The 16,101-nt window shown below is 69.2% G+C and carries 15 protein-coding genes and 1 pseudogene; 10 read left to right on the forward strand and 6 right to left on the reverse strand.

Going from position 1 to position 16,101, the window contains the following annotated elements; translation table 11 throughout:
* Positions 1-43: 43 nt before the first annotated feature.
* Positions 44-1,051, reverse strand: coding sequence for a Gfo/Idh/MocA family protein (locus tag IG04_RS0111830; RefSeq protein ID WP_030476644.1), 1,008 nt, complete (start codon positions 1,049-1,051; stop codon positions 44-46).
* 122 nt (positions 1,052-1,173) lie between these two features.
* Positions 1,174-1,854: a TioE family transcriptional regulator gene (locus IG04_RS0111835; RefSeq protein ID WP_030476645.1), complete on the reverse strand. Its 681-nt coding sequence runs from the start codon at positions 1,852-1,854 to the stop codon at positions 1,174-1,176.
* A 78-nt stretch (positions 1,855-1,932) separates the two neighbouring features.
* Here IG04_RS0111835 and IG04_RS0111840 point away from each other — a divergent pair, with 78 nt between their 5' ends.
* Positions 1,933-3,060: an erythromycin esterase family protein gene (locus tag IG04_RS0111840; protein ID WP_030476646.1), complete on the forward strand. Its 1,128-nt coding sequence runs from the start codon at positions 1,933-1,935 to the stop codon at positions 3,058-3,060.
* Here IG04_RS0111840 and IG04_RS0111845 read toward each other — a convergent pair.
* Positions 3,032-3,538: a hypothetical protein gene (locus tag IG04_RS0111845; protein ID WP_030476647.1), complete on the reverse strand. Its 507-nt coding sequence runs from the start codon at positions 3,536-3,538 to the stop codon at positions 3,032-3,034. The two genes, IG04_RS0111840 and IG04_RS0111845, sit on opposite strands and share 29 nt — an antisense overlap.
* Before the next feature lie 120 nt (positions 3,539-3,658).
* Here IG04_RS0111845 and IG04_RS0111850 point away from each other — a divergent pair, with 120 nt between their 5' ends.
* From IG04_RS0111850 to IG04_RS48055, 4 genes are all read left to right on the forward strand, one after another.
* Positions 3,659-4,777, forward strand: coding sequence for a sensor histidine kinase (locus tag IG04_RS0111850; protein ID WP_030476648.1), 1,119 nt, complete (start codon positions 3,659-3,661; stop codon positions 4,775-4,777).
* Entirely contained in the window at positions 4,774-5,427 is a 654-nt protein-coding gene (locus tag IG04_RS0111855; protein WP_030476649.1) for a response regulator transcription factor, read from the forward strand. The genes IG04_RS0111850 and IG04_RS0111855 overlap by 4 nt, the downstream gene beginning before the upstream one ends.
* A 62-nt stretch (positions 5,428-5,489) precedes the next feature.
* Positions 5,490-6,200 carry an alpha/beta hydrolase gene (locus IG04_RS0111860; RefSeq protein ID WP_030476650.1) on the forward strand — a complete coding sequence of 237 codons (711 nt, stop codon included), beginning with the start codon at positions 5,490-5,492 and terminating at the stop codon, positions 6,198-6,200.
* On the forward strand, positions 6,197-7,219 hold the full coding sequence (locus IG04_RS48055; protein WP_084400920.1) for an acyltransferase family protein: 1,023 nt from the start codon (positions 6,197-6,199) through the stop codon (positions 7,217-7,219). Before IG04_RS0111860 ends, IG04_RS48055 begins: the two co-directional genes overlap by 4 nt.
* 1,354 nt (positions 7,220-8,573) lie before the next feature.
* On the opposite strand, the pseudogene IG04_RS48795 reads toward IG04_RS48055, so the two are convergent.
* A pseudogene (locus IG04_RS48795) lies at positions 8,574-9,041 on the reverse strand (hypothetical protein); the annotation flags it as partial.
* Positions 9,042-9,200: 159 nt separating this feature from the next.
* On the opposite strand from IG04_RS48795, the gene IG04_RS0111880 reads away from it, so the two are divergent.
* The 3 genes from IG04_RS0111880 to IG04_RS0111890 are packed head-to-tail and all read left to right on the forward strand — an operon-like array spanning position 9,201 to position 12,027.
* Positions 9,201-10,283, forward strand: coding sequence for a DUF418 domain-containing protein (locus tag IG04_RS0111880; protein ID WP_245815932.1), 1,083 nt, complete (start codon positions 9,201-9,203; stop codon positions 10,281-10,283).
* A gap of 5 nt (positions 10,284-10,288) precedes the next feature.
* Entirely contained in the window at positions 10,289-11,410 is a 1,122-nt protein-coding gene (locus IG04_RS0111885; RefSeq protein WP_063758257.1) for a sensor histidine kinase, read from the forward strand.
* Positions 11,407-12,027, forward strand: a complete 621-nt coding sequence (locus IG04_RS0111890; RefSeq protein WP_030476655.1) for a response regulator — start codon at positions 11,407-11,409, stop codon at positions 12,025-12,027. The genes IG04_RS0111885 and IG04_RS0111890 overlap by 4 nt, the downstream gene beginning before the upstream one ends.
* On the opposite strand, the gene IG04_RS0111895 is transcribed toward IG04_RS0111890, so the two are convergent.
* A complete protein-coding gene (locus IG04_RS0111895; RefSeq protein WP_030476656.1) occupies positions 12,024-12,596 on the reverse strand; it encodes an SACE_7040 family transcriptional regulator in 573 nt (190 codons plus the stop codon). The two genes, IG04_RS0111890 and IG04_RS0111895, sit on opposite strands and share 4 nt — an antisense overlap.
* Before the next feature lie 164 nt (positions 12,597-12,760).
* Here IG04_RS0111895 and IG04_RS0111900 point away from each other — a divergent pair, with 164 nt between their 5' ends.
* Positions 12,761-13,546 carry an SGNH/GDSL hydrolase family protein gene (locus tag IG04_RS0111900; RefSeq protein ID WP_030476657.1) on the forward strand — a complete coding sequence of 262 codons (786 nt, stop codon included), beginning with the start codon at positions 12,761-12,763 and terminating at the stop codon, positions 13,544-13,546.
* A 166-nt stretch (positions 13,547-13,712) separates the two neighbouring features.
* Here IG04_RS0111900 and IG04_RS0111905 read toward each other — a convergent pair whose 3' ends face one another.
* Positions 13,713-15,317 carry a helix-turn-helix domain-containing protein gene (locus IG04_RS0111905; RefSeq protein WP_051769610.1) on the reverse strand — a complete coding sequence of 535 codons (1,605 nt, stop codon included), beginning with the start codon at positions 15,315-15,317 and terminating at the stop codon, positions 13,713-13,715.
* A 204-nt stretch (positions 15,318-15,521) separates the two neighbouring features.
* On the opposite strand from IG04_RS0111905, the gene IG04_RS0111910 reads away from it, so the two are divergent.
* Complete coding sequence (locus tag IG04_RS0111910; protein WP_144065213.1) at positions 15,522-15,977, forward strand: hypothetical protein; 456 nt, start codon at positions 15,522-15,524, stop codon at positions 15,975-15,977.
* The last annotated feature ends 124 nt before the right edge of the window (positions 15,978-16,101 follow it).

Consider the following 16,101-nt stretch of genomic DNA (forward strand, 5'->3'; position numbering starts at 1 on the left):
TCGGCATCGCGTCGGGAGGAGGCTCGCCTTCGGCATCGCGTGGTTAGAGGTGGACTGAGTCGCCTGTCGTTGCCGACTGCTTTGCTGCCTCGATTACCTCTAGGCCTGCTACTGCGTCTTGGGGTGATACTGGGGCCTTGCCTGCTGCTACGTCGGCGTAGAAGGCTTGGTATGCGCCTGGTTCTGTGCGGTGGGGCTTGCCGTTCAGGGTGCCCCAGGCCGCTTCGGGTTCTTCGCCCCAGCCTGGGCCTGCGGGGGTTTCGCCTGCCTTCAGGCGGTCTTCCTGGGGGTCCATGCCGTACTTCACGTAGGCGGCGTCGTGGCCCAGTACGCGGAAGCGTGGGCCCTGGTCTGCTGCCAGGGCGCTCATCCAGAGGTGGGAGCGGACGCCGTGCTCGTGCGTCAGGGAGAGGAAGACGTCGTCGTCTGCCTTTGCGCCTGGACGGACGGTGGCGATTTCGGCGTGGACTGCTGTTGGGCGGCCGAACAGGGCTACTGACTGGTCTACCAGGTGGGTGCCCAGGTCGAAGAGGATGCTGCCCAGGTCTGCCGGGTCGCCTGATTCCTTCCAGGAGGACTTGATCTCTGGGCGGTAGCGTTCGAAGCGGGACTCGAACTTGTGGACTGTGCCCAGGGTGTTTTCGGTTAGCAGGCGCTTTACCGTCAGGAAGTCGCCGTCCCAGCGGCGGTTGTGGAACGGGACGAGCATCAGGCCTCGGGAAGAGGCTATTGAGGCCAGGGCTCTTGCTTCCATTGCTGAGCCTGCGAAGGGTTTGTCCACCACCACGTTGAGGCCGTGTTCCAGGACCTGGCGGGCGTGCGTTGCGTGGAAGCGGTTCGGGGTGGTGATGACCACCAGGTCGAAGTTGCCTGCCCAGACTTCGTCCAGAGAGGACAGAAGGCTTGCGTTCGGGTAGCGGGCCGCTACCTCGGCTTGGCGCCTCGGGTTCGACGTTACGACGGCGGAGAGGTCCAGGCCTTCCGTTGCCTCGATGAACGGGGCGTGGAAGGCCGCCCCACCTAGTCCGTAGCCGACCAGAGCTGTGCGCATGCGGTCAGCCTAAGCGGTCTCACCTGGTGGACGGGGTGTTGGAGGGACGTCCGGCCCCCTGCGTTCGTGACCATGACCACGCCGTTCGAGGTCGAGTCCTATTTGGACCACCGCGCGTACGATCATCGCCGGTGTGTGGTCAGGTACTCGTTGAGACGTGCGGAGGCGGCGAGCATCGCCAAGCCCCGTGCGGTGAGGCGGCGGCGCCAGTCGGTGAGGGCGGTGCCGAGGGTGTCGGTGCCGCCTGCGGTGCGGATCTGGTCGACCACCAAAGCGATGCGGGCCAACGGATAGCCGCCGCGCCGGAGCAGGTGCGCGAGTTCGGCGTCGCGGACGTCCTCTGCCCGGAACAGGCGGTAGCCGGTCGGTTCGCGGGACGGCACGAGGATGCCGGCCTCCTCCCATGCGCGCAGCGTCGCCGGGGTCACGCCGAGGCGCCGGGCCAGCTCGCCGATCGTGCGTGGTTCCAGGACCGGTTCGAAGTCGGTCAGGTCCTGCACCGCGCGGCTGACCGAGTCGAGGGTCGAGCGGTCGCGCAGCAGTTGTTCGTGGCCCCGGTCGATCGCCGTGAGCACGTCGTCCAGCGAGCCGGCGTGGATCGCGTTCATGATCTGGCCGGCGGTGGCGTGTCCGAAGGCAGGGATCAGCGCGAGGAACGTGCGCAGCGCGGTGGCGTGGACCTCGGTGTAGACGCGGTAGCCGGACGGCGTTCGCTCGGCGGGCGGGAGGAAGCCGGATTCCTCGTAGTTGCGCACCGCCTGGGTTGAAAGGCCGTGCTCGCGGGCGAGGTCGGTTGGTCGCACGGTTGAGACTTTAGGCGTAAATGTCGAGAAGATCGCGTCAAAGTCTCAACAGAGCTTTCAATGTTACGGTTGAGCCACATGAGCCAGGACATTCGCGAGTTCATCACCCCCTTCACCGAGCTGCTGGGGTTCGGGGAGCCGACGCACCTCGAGCACGCCCACACCTGGATCCGCAACGAGCTGTTCGAGCAGCTCGCAGGCCTGGGCTTCCGCTCGATCGCCCTGGAGACCTGCCGGATCCGGGGCCTGAGTGTCAACGACTACGTCCACGGCGGCCCTGGCGACCTCGACACGATCATGAAGGAGGGCTTCTCCCACACGTTCGGGGAGAACTGGCCCGCCAATCGCGAGCTCGTCCAGTGGATGCGCGAGTACAACGCGGGCAAAGCACCGCGGGAACGCCTGTCGTTCCACGGCTTCGACTTCCAGACCGAGACGACCAGCGCGCCCAGCCCGCGTCCCTACCTCGAACACGCCCGCGACTACCTGAGCGAGGACGTGGACCTGACGACCGACGACGAGAAGTGGAGCCGCGACGAAGCCGTCCTCGACCTCACCCAGTCGCCGGGGCGGTCGGAGGAAGCGATCAGGCTGCGTGAGATCGGCACCGGGATGCTCAGGCGGCTGCACGAGCGCAGGACCACCGACGAGGCCTGGGCCCGCGCGGAGACGTACCTGGTGGCCGGGCTGAGCCTGCTCCAGTACCACCGGGAGTGCGCGGAACCGAGCCCGCTGGGCGTGCGCCTCAACCGCCTGTGCCAGCTGAGGGACGGCGTGATGGCGCGGAACCTGCTGGAGATCCGGCGCGCCGAGGCCGCGAACGGACCGACGTTCGTGTTCGGGCACAACGCCCACCTGCAGCGCACCAACAGTTCGATGGAGATGGCCGGCGAACGGATCGAGTGGTTCTCCGCGGGCGCGCTCGTGGCGCCGATCCTCGGTGACCAGTACACCGTGATCGGCGGCACGCTCGGCCGCAACGACTCGATCGGGCTGGGTGAACCGGACAAAGCCACCTTCGAAGGCCGGTTGCAGGACCGGTTCACGACCTGGGGCATCACGAAGGACAAGCCGGAGGGTGCGTCGCGCACCGACACCGGCGCCGACCCGATGCTGGCGATGGCCTACTTCCCGCTCGACCAGCACCTCATGGACGGTGTGGACGCTCTGCTGCACATCAGGGTTGGTCGTCCAGCGACGCGGTGATCCACGGCGCGACGGGCAGGTCGCGCGTGTCGCACTCGATCGCCAGCTTCAGGGTCCACCGCAGGGCTTGTAAAACGACTGTCGCAAGCTCCTGCGGTTGCCCGTTGGCCAGGGCGATCTCGATCTGCTCCGAGGCCGCGTCCTGGTCGCCGTGCACCTCGGCCAGCAACGCGCGGATCGCCGTGCGGACGGGCGGGTCCGCGTCGTCGATCTGGACCTCGTTGCCCTCCTCGTCGAAGACCTGCATCTTCACCGGGGTGGCGCCGCCGGAACCGAGCGCGCTGACCATGCTGCTGCACTCGGCGAACAGCAGCAGCACGAGCTCACGGATCTCCTCGTTGCCCTCGGGCGACCCGCTGAGGTACCCGGTCACGAGGTCTACCGCCACAGCGTCTTCCCCGGCACTGGCGGCAGCCAGCGCCTCACCGGCCACGGCCGTCAGCCGTGACCAGCGATCTGGATCCTGTGGTGGTGTCACAGGTACTGCCTACCGCGCGGTGTCACGCGTTCGCAATGCCCCATCTTGATCAGAGTGCTACCGGGGTATGTCACTCCGCAGGTCAATGTGCGAATGAACGGATCCACCTAGCATCGGCTGGTGTTCCGCGCGTTGTACCGAACCGTTCTCGGCCCCGATCGCACCCAGGTCCTCACCAGGTCGCTCGGGCGCTGGCGCGTCCCAGTGCACGCGGCGCTGATCATCTACGCCTTCGTCTGGGCGATCGTCGCGAGCGCCATGTACGTGCGCCAGGTGGACTCGGACGGCTGGTGGGTCGTCATCTTCCTCGTGACGCTCGGTCCGTACGTGCTGCTGGTCTGGTCCCCGCTCTACGCCTGGCGGGCGGCGGCGGCCGGGTTCATCTTCGTGAGCTTTCTCATGGCGGGCGACCGCGTAGCAATCTTCCAGTACTGGACGGTGGCGCCGCTCTTCGCCGTGGTCGCGGCGTTCTACTCGCGACCGATCGTCGTCACGGCCACGTTGATCAGCACGGTGGTGTTCGCGTGCGCCCAGCCCACAGCAGCGGACAGGGCGTTCGCCGTGCCCGTCATTGCCGCGACGGTCTACCTGTTCGGTGCGCGCGGCAGGGCGGAACGCGAACTTGAGGAAGAGCGCGACGCCAAGGCCGCGCTGGAAGAACGTGCCCGCATCGCGCGCGAGATGCACGACGTCGTGGCACACCACATGTCGCTGGTGGTGGTCAGGTGCGAGACCGCGCCCTACCGTCTCAAGGGACTGAACGAGGAAGCGCAGCAGGAGTTCGCGGAAGTCGGTGAAGCGGCGCGAGAGGCGATCACCGACATGCAACGGCTGCTGGGCGTGCTGCGGACGAACGGTGAGGTTCCCCAACGGGAACCGCAGCCGGGCGTCAGCCGCATCACGGAACTGGTGCGGCCCGGCGACGAGGCCGAGGTCGACGTGGGCGACATCCCGGAGGCGGTCGGCCTGACCGCGTACCGGATCGTGCAGGAGGCGCTCACGAACGCCACCAGGCACGCGCCGGGTTCGAAGGCGTCCGTCCACGTGCACGAGGACGAGGGCGTGCTCGAGGTGCTGGTGGTCAACACCGCCGGTGGACCGTCCAGGGGCGGCGGCAGCGGGCAGGGCCTAGTGGGGATGCGTGAACGCGTCGCCGTGCACGGTGGCACGCTGACCGTGCAGTCGACCGAGGACGGCGGGTTCCTGGTCAGGGCGAGAATTCCGTTGGGGGACAAGTGATCAGGGTGGTCGTGGTCGACGACCAGGAGATGGTGCGCGAGGGGTTCTCCGCACTGCTCGACGCGCAGGACGACATCGAGGTCGTCGGCGCCGCGGGCGACGGCGTGCAGGGCGTCGCACTGGCGCGTACGGTCAGGCCGGACGTCGTGCTGATGGACATCCGCATGCCCGAAATGGACGGACTGACGGCGACGCGGTTGCTGCTCAACGGGTCGGACGACCTGAAGGTCCTCGTGCTGACCACGTTCGACCTCGACGACTACGTCTACGAGGCGTTGCAGGCGGGCGCGAGCGGGTTCCTGCTCAAGCACGCGCCCGCCCGTGAGCTGCTCAACGCCGTCCGCGTGGTGGCCGCGGGCGAAGCCCTGCTGGCGCCGTCGATCACCAAGCGCCTGATCGAGGACTTCGTGCGGTCACGGCGCTCCGACCGCGTCCGGCCCGCGCAGTTGTCGGTCCTGACCGAACGCGAGACAGAGATCCTCGTGCTGGTCGCGCAGGGCCTGTCGAACACCGAGATCGCCGCGCACCTGGTGCTGGCCGAGCAGACCGTCAAGACGCACGTGAGCCGCGTGCTCACCAAACTCGGCCTGCGTGACCGCGCCCAGGCCGTCATCGCGGCCTACGAGAGCGGGCTCGTGATACCGGGGTAGCAACGGGAAAACGGCACGCCGGGGTGACGATCCGGGGCCTGTGGTCTTCCTAGTTTCGGTTCATGCGCCGAGCCGTCCTTTTCCTCCTGCTGATCGCCCTCCCGTCGGTCGCGCCGTCGATCGCGCAGTGGCGTTCCGACGTCGCCCGCCGCGTCGCGATCGTCGGTGACCTGAGCACCGCGCGTGACGTCGTGGTCCTCGTGCCGGGGTCCGATGTGGACGTCGGCAGGTTCGAGCGCACGGTCGGGCGGATGGCGTCCAACCTCTACGAGCAGGCACACCGCGACGATCTCGCGGTGATCGCCTGGCTCGGGTACCGGACGCCGCAAGGGCTCGGCGTGGACGCGATGACCGGCTCCTTGGCGCGCCAAGGAGCGGCCGCGCTCGTCGACTTCGTGCGGTCGTTGCAAACCCAGGCGCATGTGCACGTCATCGGCCACAGCTACGGGTCGGTGGTGGTCGGACTCGCGGCACACGAGCTGGACGTGGCGGACATCGTGTTCACCGGAAGTCCTGGTGTGCGAGCGAATTCCGTCGCGGACCTCGGGACCGGGGCTCGGGTCTGGGCGTTGCGGTCCAGCGGGGACTGGATGAGGTTCGTGCCCAACGCGCGGTTGTTCGACCTCGGGCACGGCACCGATCCGGCGTCGGACGGCTTCGGGGCGACCGTGCTGCGGTTCGAGGGCGGAAAGCATGACACGTACTACGAGCCGGGCAGCGAGACGTTGAACGCACTCGTCCGGATCGCTTCGGGTTCGGGGGAGAAGCTGTGAGGAATCCGTTCATCGACGCCGTGCGGGCGATCGCCGTCGTCACGGTCGTGCTCGGTCACTGGCTGGTGACCGCGCTCGTCGACACACCCGCCGGCATGTACATCGACAGTCCGTTGAAGCACTTGTCTTCGCTGACACCGGTTTCGTGGGTGCTGCAAACGCTCGGCCTGTTCTTCTTCGTGGGCGGATATGCGGCCGCGCACTCGAAGACGCCGTTCTTCGTCCGGCTGAAGCAGCTCGCCGTGCCCACGGTGCTGATGCTCGGCTGCTGGGCCGCTGTCCTCTTTGGACTGACGTTGCGTGGCGTGGACCAGGGCACCGCCTGGAACATCGGGTTCCTGGTCACGACCCCGCTGTGGTTCTTCGGCGTCTACCTGGTGCTGCTCGCGCTGAAACCGTTGGTGCGCAGGCTGGACGAGCACTCATGGGGTGTGCTCGTCCCGGTCCTGCTGGTGCTGGTCGTGCCGTACGCGGTGTGGTGGGCGGCGTGGCAGCTCGGCTACTCCCTGGCGCGCAGGAGGATTCCAGGACCGCCGCTGCTGGTGCTGGGCGTGCTCGGGTACGCGCTGCTGACGACGTTCGGGGGCTATCCGCTGTCGGCGGTGGGCATCCCCGGCGAGGCCGTCTCGAACCTGAACCCGCCGAACTACGCGACGCTCGCGCTGGCGTTCGCGCAGATCGGCCTGGTGCTCACGATCGCACCGCTGCTGACCAGGCTCGGCACGGCGAAACCCGTGGCGTGGCTGAACAAGCGGGCACTCGGGATCTTCCTGGCGCACCAGAGCGCGTTGATCACCGTCACGCTGGTGCTCAGCGCGTGGGGCTCGCTGCCGGGGCTCCAGCAGCCACCAGATCATCCGGACTGGGTGTGGCAGCGACTGCTGTGGCTGCCGGTGTGCGCGGCCGTGACCTGGGGATGGCTCCGAGCGCTGCAAGGCCGATCGCCACGGCGTGCAGCACCACCACCGGCGGGCCCGGGGCCAGCGCCAGCATCGGCGGTACGCACGCCAGCGCCGTGAGCAGCCACGGCAGCCGGGTGTCACAGCTGCCGGTACGGGCGGTGTGGATCAGGTACCACCCGAGCAGCAGGTGGATGACGTTCTGCAACGGGTCCACGGGCAGCAGCACCAGCACCCCGTCGCCGAGGAACCCGCTCACCACGAACCCGAGCACGCCGAGCGTTCCGAACGACACGCCCATGGCCGTCGCCAGACGGGTGCGGTGCGACTCGTGCGGCAGGAGCTGGAGCCGGACCAGGCGCCGTTCGAACCGGTGGAACAGCAGGATGAGCGGCACCAGCCCGAACACCAGCCAGACCGGCGCCTGCGTCAGCCCGAGCAACCCGACCAGCGCACCGACCCCGGCCAGGTACGCGAGGTACACCGTCATCGGCGCACGGCGGGCGAAGTCCACGACGTGCCACCACCGACCGTCGAGCCACGAGGTGACCCGCCCGCGGGCCAGCAGCGCCAGGCACACCTGCGCCACCCCGAGCACCATCATCGAGCGCGGGTAGTCGCTGAAGAACACCAGCGCGGGCAGCGTGACGGCGCCCAGCGCGGCCAGCAGCCTGCGGGAGAGACCGGTCAGCGTGCCGTCCGCGTAGAAGAAACCGATCTGCTGCATCAGCAACGCGCCGACGATCAGGTTCACGTACCCGCCGGTCTTCCAGTCCGTCGACGTGCGCGCGATCTCGACCGCGAGCGTCAGCAGCACCAGCACGAACGGCGTGGTCCGGCGGAGGTGCTTGTGCAGCCACGCGGCCGCCGGCGTCGCCGCCACGGCGAGCAGGTAGACCCCGAGGAACCACAACGGATGCGTGATCAACCGGCTGTACGCCTCGACCTCGACGTCCATCAGGTTCAGCGCCGCGAACAGCACCACCCACAGCAGCACGAACGCCATCACGGGCCGCAGCAGCCAGGACGTCCGGCTCGACACCCAGCAGCCGAAGCCGCCCTGGTGCGCCTGCCAGCTGCGCAGGTTCGCGTGCCCGCCGGCGAAGAAGAACAGCGGTACCGCCTGCAACGCCCACAACCACGACGTGCCGAACCCTCTGAGGTGCGCGAGCGTCGCCACCGTCTCGCCGAGCACGAGCAGCGCGAGGCTGAAGAGCCGCAAGAAGGTCGCGTACCGGTCCTGCTCCGCGTGGGCCAGCACCAGCGGCAGCGAGTTCGCGGTCGTGCTCTCGCGGCGCCGGCCGTGCAGCCGCGCCAGCAGGAGGAACACCACGACAGCGCTGCCGAACGCCCACGCCACCACGGGTTCGTGGCCGGGCGCTCCCCACCGCTGCCGCCAGGAGTTGAACTTCAGCCCCATCGCGTAGGTCTCGGCCACCGCGTGACAGCTCTGCTCGGCACCGCGCGGGTTCAGCCGGCACTGAGCGTGCAGGTCCGTCGCCAGCCTGTCGTCCAACGCCTTGCGCGCCTGCTGCCCGAGCGGATCGCCCTTGTGGTCGGCGTAGCGCAACAGGTCGTAGCCCAGGTCGTGCGCCCGGCACGCGGCACTGAAGTCCCACTCCGTGTCACCGGCCGGCCCGGAGCACCCGCCACCCGCGTCGACGACCCGGAGCGTGCCGTCCGGTGCCGTGATGGTCTTGGGATCGCGCCCCATCTCGCGCGCGAAGTCCGACGGCAGGTTGAGGTGCGGGTCGTGCGTCGCGGACGGCGCCACGAACGCGTCGACGGCGTTGGCCGCGGCGATCACGTCGGCGCTGGGCGGAACCCCGTTGTCACCGGTCGCCGGGCGGGAGGCGATCACCCCGCAGACGAACACCGCGAGCGTGATCACCGTGAACCGGAACCAGGCCGGGAGTCGGAGGAGGAGTTTGCGCGCACCCATTGTCGCGTCAGGTTACGGAAGGGTCTCGGCAGATTGCCAGTTCACCAGGTCAGGCGCACGCCATCCACCGATCGGTGGATCCCGGGCCAGCCCCGGTGGAGGGCGGGGTGCACGACACGGACGATGTTGCCCGGCCGGTCTCGGCGACAGGCTCGAAGCATGAAACGCCTGCTCACACCCGATCTCGCTCGAGGCGCCATGCTGGCGTTGATCGCGCTGGTGAACTCGGCCGTCTACCTCTACGGCCGCCCGTACGGAGTGCGCAATCACATCGTCGAGACGGACCTGACAGACCGGGTGATCAGTGCCCTGGTGGTGGTGTTCGCCGACTCCCGTGCCTATCCGATGTTCGCCTTCCTGTTCGCGTACGGCGTCGCGCGGATGGCGCCGGAGCGGGCCCGGTCGCGGAACCTCTGGTTGATCGTCTTCGGGTTCGTGCACGCCGTGCTGCTGTTCCCCGGCGACGTGCTCGGGCTCTACGGCCTGCTCGGCTTCGGGGTGATCGCGATGAGCAGGCTGCGGGACAGGACCCTGCTCGTGCTCGCGGGCGGCTGGCTCGTGCTGACCGCCGTGATCCAGGGAGGGGCCTACTCGATGCCGTCGAACGGTGAGCGGTCGTTCTTCTGGTCGTTCGAGACCGCGGACCCGCTGGCCGCGCTCGCGCTGCACCCGGTCGAATGGCTGATGACGCCGTTCGGGCTGCTCGGGGTCGGTGCGGCCGCTCTCGTCGGCGTCTGGGCCGCTCGCCGCGAGGTCCTGGCCGAGCCGGAACGGCACCGGCGGCTGCTGCGGCACGTCGCGACCTGGGGCATCACCGCGGCGATGCTCGGCGGACTGCCCAGCGGCCTCGCGGTCGCGGGCGTCTGGCACCCCGGCGGGCTGTGGCTTCTGGCCGCGGTGCACGCGGTCACCGGTGTCGCCGGCGGACTCGGGTACGCCGCGTTGATGGGGTTGATCGCGATGCGGATCAGGCGGCCGAACGCGGTCGTGCGGGCGATCGCGGCGTGCGGGGAACGGTCGCTGAGCTGCTACCTGTTCCAGTCCGTCGTCTTCGTGCTGCTGCTCAAGCCCTACACGCTCGGGCTGGGCGGGACGCTCGGGTCCGCGGAGGTCGCGGTGCTGGCGCTGGCGACGTGGCTGGTCTCGGTGCTGCTCGCGGATCTACTGCGGCGCAGGGACATGCGCGGACCAGCCGAGACCGTGCTCCGGAAGGCGCGGGAGCTGCGAAGCTCACGGGCGTGAAGTCCATGGTGGAGCAGGAACGCCGGTGGAACCTGGTGTGGGCGCTCGCGCCGTACGGCCTGCTGGCCGTGGCGACGGGCGTCTACCTGGTGAGCCGGCCGGTCACCCCGGCGCCTCTGGTCGTGGTCGCCGCGCTGGCGGTGTGGCACTGGTGGTTCGTGATGGCGCACCCCGAATGGTGGGAGCACAGGACCGGGCTGATGCTGCTGTACTTCGCCGGCCTGCTCGCCGCGACCTCCTCGCTGCTGTGGCACGACGGCGCGTTCGCGATCTTCGTACCGGCTTGCTACGGCCTCGCGTTCCTGGCGCTGCCGGGCTGGCTCGCCTACGCGGGCGTGCTGGTGGTGAGCGGATTGTGGCTGGTGCCGCAGGGCACCGACCTCGGCGTGACCCTGCTGGTCAACTTCGGCGTCACCACCCCGATGGCGATCCTGATCGGCTGGATCATCCGCGTGATGGAACGCGAGGTGATCCGCCGCCGCGAGATGAACGAGCGGCTCACCGTGCTGTCCGCCGAGAACGCGAGGCTGCAGGTGCTGGAGGAACGGGCGCGGGTGGCGCGCGAGATGCACGACACCGTCGCCCAGGGCCTCACCGGCATCGTGACGCAGCTGGAGGTCGCCGAGGAGCTGACGTCCGCCGGCGATCCGGTGCGCGGCCGCATCGCCACCGCCCGCCGGCTCGCCAGGGACAGCCTGGTCGAGGTGCGCCGGTCGATCGAGGCCCTGCGGCCGGGCCCGTTGCGCGACGCCCGGCTCGGCGAGGCGGTGGAACGGGCCGTGGTGGCGTGGCGCGAGGAACACGGCGTGCCGGTGCACTGCACGGTGACCGGCGACGCACGTCCGTTGGCGGCGGAGACCGAGGTCGCGGTGCTGCGCGCGGCCCAGGAGGCCCTGGCGAATGCGGGAAGGCACGCCCGTGCCGGGAGGGTGGACGTCACACTGTCCTACATGGAGGACGTGGTGGTGCTGGACGTTCTCGACGACGGCGTCGGGTTCGACCCGTCGGTGCGCGGCTTCGGCCTGACCGCGATGGAGGAACGGGTGGCGTTGCTGGGCGGCACCGTGACCGTGGAATCCGCGTACGGCAACGGAACCGCGGTCAACGTCACGCTGGACGCCCGATGATCCGCGTGGTGGTCGTCGACGACCACCCGGTCGTGCGGGACGGCCTGCGCGGCATGCTCGGCACGCAGGACGACTTCGAGGTCGTCGGCGAGGCCGCGAGCGGAACGGAGGCGCTGACCGTGATCGCGGCCGTGCGCCCGGACGTCGCGGTCACCGACCTGCGGCTGCCCGCGCCGAGCGGGGCCGAGCTGGTGCGGCTGATCCGCTCACGCGCGCCCTCGACGCGGGTGCTGGTGCTGACGACGCACGACACCGACGCCGACGTGCTGTCGACGATCGAGGCGGGCGCGACCGGCTACCTGCTCAAGGACGCGCCACGGGAGGAGCTGTTCCGCGCGGTGCGGGCGGCGGCGCGCGACGAGACGGTGTTGTCGCCCTCGGTCGCGGCGAGGCTGGTGCAGCGGGTGCGCACGCCGGTGTCGGCCGCACCGCTGAGCAACCGGGAGCGGGAGGTGCTGACCCTTGTCGCACAAGGGAAGACGAACCGCGAGGTGGGTGCGGTGCTGCACATCAGCGAGGCGACGGTGAAGACGCACCTGCAGCACGTCTACGCCAAGCTCGAGGTGCCGGACCGGGCCTCCGCGGTCTCTGCTGCGCACCAGCGAGGGTTGCTTTAGGACGCCACCACTGCGGGCGTGAGCGAGGCGAGCGCCATGCGAGAGAGCAGCGCGGCCATCTGGTCGCGGTCGAGGTGGGCGCTGTGCGGCGTCGAGTTGATGAGCCCGAACACGGCGTGCGCGGCGGCCCGTGCGGTCGGTTCGTCGAAGCCCGGCACCGTGCGCCGGATCGTCTCCACCCACACCTCGACGTACCGGCGTTGTAAGGCACGCACGCGCCGGCGGTCCGGATCGGTGAGGTTCGCCAGGTTGCGCATCTGCACGGTGATGAGCGCGGGGTCGTCCAGCGCGAAGTCGACGTGCCAGCCGACCAGTTCCCGCAACGCCTCCTCGGCGTCCGAGGCCGCGTCCACCCGAGCCTGGCCGCCGTCGAGCAGCCGTTCGGAGATCGACGTCAGCATCTCGCCGAGCATCGCGTCCTTGCTGCGGAAGTGCCGGTAGAGGGCTGGGCCGGAGATGCCCACGGCCGCACCGATGTCGTCGATGCCCACGCCGTGGAAGCCGTGGCGCGCGAAGAGTTCGGCCGCGGCGTTGAGGATCTGGTCCCGACGTGAGGGTTTCTCGACCACGGAAGGAGGTTAGCAGCCGTTCACTTTGTCGTCCGATGGGTGGAATTCACGCAGGTGCAAGCCCTGATTGTTGACTATTGACCAATACTTCACACAGGCCTTACTCGTGGGTAACCATTGACGTGCACTGCATCACACCCCTGCGGCCCCTTCGGGAGTCTTCGATGCGTCCTGCTCACCTCATCGCCTCGGTGGTCACCGCCGCCGCGGCCGTCATCGCGCTCGCCAACCCCGCCAGCGCGGCCCCGATCAACTACGTCGCGCTCGGCGATTCCTACGCCTCCGGGCTCGGGACCGGCAGTTACGACGGTTCCAGCGGTGGCTGCAAGCGCGGTCCGCTCGCGTATCCGGCCCTGTATGCGGCTGCGACAGCGCCCGCGACATTCAAGTCCGTGGCCTGCTCCGGCGCGCGAACAGGCGACGTCATCACCCAGGCCGGCAACCTCACGGCGGCGACGAACCTGGTCACCGTGCAGGTCGGCGGCAACGACGCCGGCTTCACCGATGTCATCACCACGTGCACCTTCGGCTCGGACCAGGACTGCACCAACCGGGTGAACCAGGCCAAGACCTATGCCGCGAACACGCTTCCCGGCCTGCTCACCAACGTCTACAACACGATCAAGTCGAAGTCCCCGTCGGCACGCGTGGTCGTGCTCGGCTACCCGCGCCTCTACAAGGTGCCGGGCTCGTGCAACGTCGGCCTGAGCGACACCAAGCGTGCCGCGATCAACTCCGGTTCCGACGCGCTGCACAACACCATCGGCGCGCGGGCGGCGGCGGCCGGGTTCCGCTACGTCGACGTGCGCGGGGTGTTCACCGGGCACGAGATCTGCTCGTCGAGCTGGTGGCTCAACAGCCTGAGCTGGCCGGTCGAGGAGTCGTACCACCCGAACAGGGCAGGGCACCAGAGCGGCTACCTGCCCGCTCTGCGGTCAGCGATCGGCTAGCTTCTTCAGCGCCAAAAGCAGCCGACTCTCGACGGTGTGTCGGGCTGCGCCACGTTGTCGCCGGTGCGCACGCGGGGAGCGTTCGTGCGCTGTGACCGCACAAAAGGCCCCCGCGTGCCACCAGCGGCGAGGCGGGACTTCCATCGCGGATTTCGGACTCGGGACACTAGCGGTAGCCGATCAACGTGGGTGACTCGGTGATCTCGACCGGGTCACCCACGCGCAACGCGGTCGTCGCGCCGTCCGCACGGGTGACCGACTCGGCGCCGGGCCCAGCGGTCGTGTCGGCGGTTCCCGCGTGGGTCCAGCGGATGACCAGTCGGCGGTTCGTCTCCCCGATGAACTCGCACTGCCATACGTTGCCGGGAAGTCCGGCGGCAAGACCCTGGCCGCAGCTCCGCAGCCGGGCGCCGGCCAGCCAGCGCTGGAGCGTCTCGACGGCGATCGCAGCCTCGGTCGGCGCCGTGCCCTCCGCCTGGAGCACCAGTGGCAACCGGCTGGAACCCCAGTTGTAGAAGTACATCCGGGCCAGGCCGAACTTTCTGCCGTAGAGGCCGGTGAGGTAGAACCGCATCGCGTAGTCGGCCGAGCGCTGTGGGGCCAGCGGTTTCTGCAGTGGGAGGTCGTACGTGGTGCCTGTGTTCCAGAGCGGAGGATGCACGCCGGCGGCGTGCATGACGCGGTCGATCTCCGTGATCAACTGCATGAGTGTCTCCGGCGGGTCGGCGGCGTCGCGCTGGTGCAGCTTCACCCCCGCGGCATCGCAGTGCTGGTACCCGCCCAGTTCGGCGAACCGGAGCAGGAAGTCGCGTCCGGCGGAGTGCCACAGGCGTCCCATCGAGGGACACACGACGACGGCCTTGCCGTCGATGGAGCGCACGATCGCCGCTGCCTGCCGTGTCATGGCCACGAGTGTCTCGACAGAGCCCGAGTAGAACCTCGTGTCGTTGGCGTACGCCCAGAGCTCGTACGCCTCGATCCTGCCCCGATACCGCTCGGCGACTGCGCGGACGAAGCGGTCCCAGTCGGCTAGGTCGTCCGGTGCCCCCGTCCGCGAGTCGTCGTCGTAGGCGGTCTTCGGTGAGTTCGGCGCCGCCCACTCCGGCGTGCCGCCCGCCACGAACAACGCGGGCAGACCGGCTCGCTGCGAGCCGTCGACCAGCCGGTCGAGCGTGGCCCAGTCGAACCGGTCGCGGCGCGGCTGCAGGTTCGCCCACCGGGTGCGGCTGTCCCACAACCGGACACTGCCGATGCGGAACGAGGGCATCGCCCCCGTGGTGCTGTTGAGCGTGACGCCGAACGACGCCGCGGACACCGGGCTGGGGTGCGTCACCCAGGAGGGTGCGGTGATCGGCTCGGCCCGCGCCGGGCCGGTGTCCGGGCTCGATGCGCTCAGGATGGGGACCAGCAGCAGGGCGACCGCGATCAGCACGCCGACCCCTGTGCGGCGCCGGGCCGCGGGTCGCTGGTTGACCGGTGCCGGGTGCCGGGCCGGTGCCGGGTGCTCGACCGGCGGCTGCGGCGGACCATCGTTCACATCACGCCACCGGCGCAGCAACTCGTTCAGTTCGACGTCCGAGGCGCCGCACTCCAGGCCGATCCGCGCCAACACCTGGTAGTCCGCCGGGGTGCTGTGCCCCGAGCAGTAGCGGTGCAGCGCGGAGCTGCTGGTGTAGGTGCGCCGGGCGAGTTCCGCATAGCTCAGTCCGCTGCGCCGCTTCAGCTCCGACAGGAACCCGGCCAGGTCGTGTCCGTCCCGCACTACGGCCATACCAACGCTCCCCCATGATCGGCCTTGCGCCGGAGCGTGCCACACGCCGTCCCATCGTTACGGCAAAACGGCCGGTAAGCGTCCCTTTCCTCGTCCCGCGACCAGGCCGGGACGGCGCAGGGCTTGCCGCGAGGGGACAGCCTTCCGCAAGGTTTGGCCGCCGGCCCAGAGGCCGGTGAAGGGATCACCCAAAGGGGGAGAAACATGTCATTGGCACACGAGGGTTCCAGGCTCAGGCGCGGCGCAGCGGTGGCGCTGGCCGTCATCATGGCCATGCTGACCATGGCGCAGCCGAGCCTCGCGGAGCCCGCGCCCGGCGCGATGATGGTCGTGGCCGCCGACAACCAGGCCACCACCTTCGGTTCCGACTGTGGTGGGCTCTTCGACCCGTGCGGAATCGTGAACAACCGCACGAACCGGTCACTTGAGGCCGCCAGGGACTCGTCGTCGTCGACCGGCTGCAGTCTGTGGCCGGACAGCAGCGCCCACCCCCGCAAGCAGGTGCCGCCGGGGCGGAACTCGAACCAGTCCCCGGAGTACTTCAAGGACACCGACTGCTTCCGCTCGACCACCTGCCGGGTCTTCTACCTCGGCTGGCACGAGCCGGGTGAGTGGATCCGCATCCGGAACTCGGTGTTCATCTACGACATCAACTGCTGAGGGTTGATTCCGGAACGTGAGAGTGCCCGAAAGGCCGCTTGACCTGCGTTCGGGTCACTCTCGACCTGTTTCTGTGGACCGCTGGGTGAGCGGGCGTTAACATGGCCTTGTTAACGCCCGCTAA

This window comes from Lentzea albidocapillata (genome assembly GCF_000719115.1).
GTDB lineage: Bacteria > Actinomycetota > Actinomycetes > Mycobacteriales > Pseudonocardiaceae > Lentzea > Lentzea albidocapillata.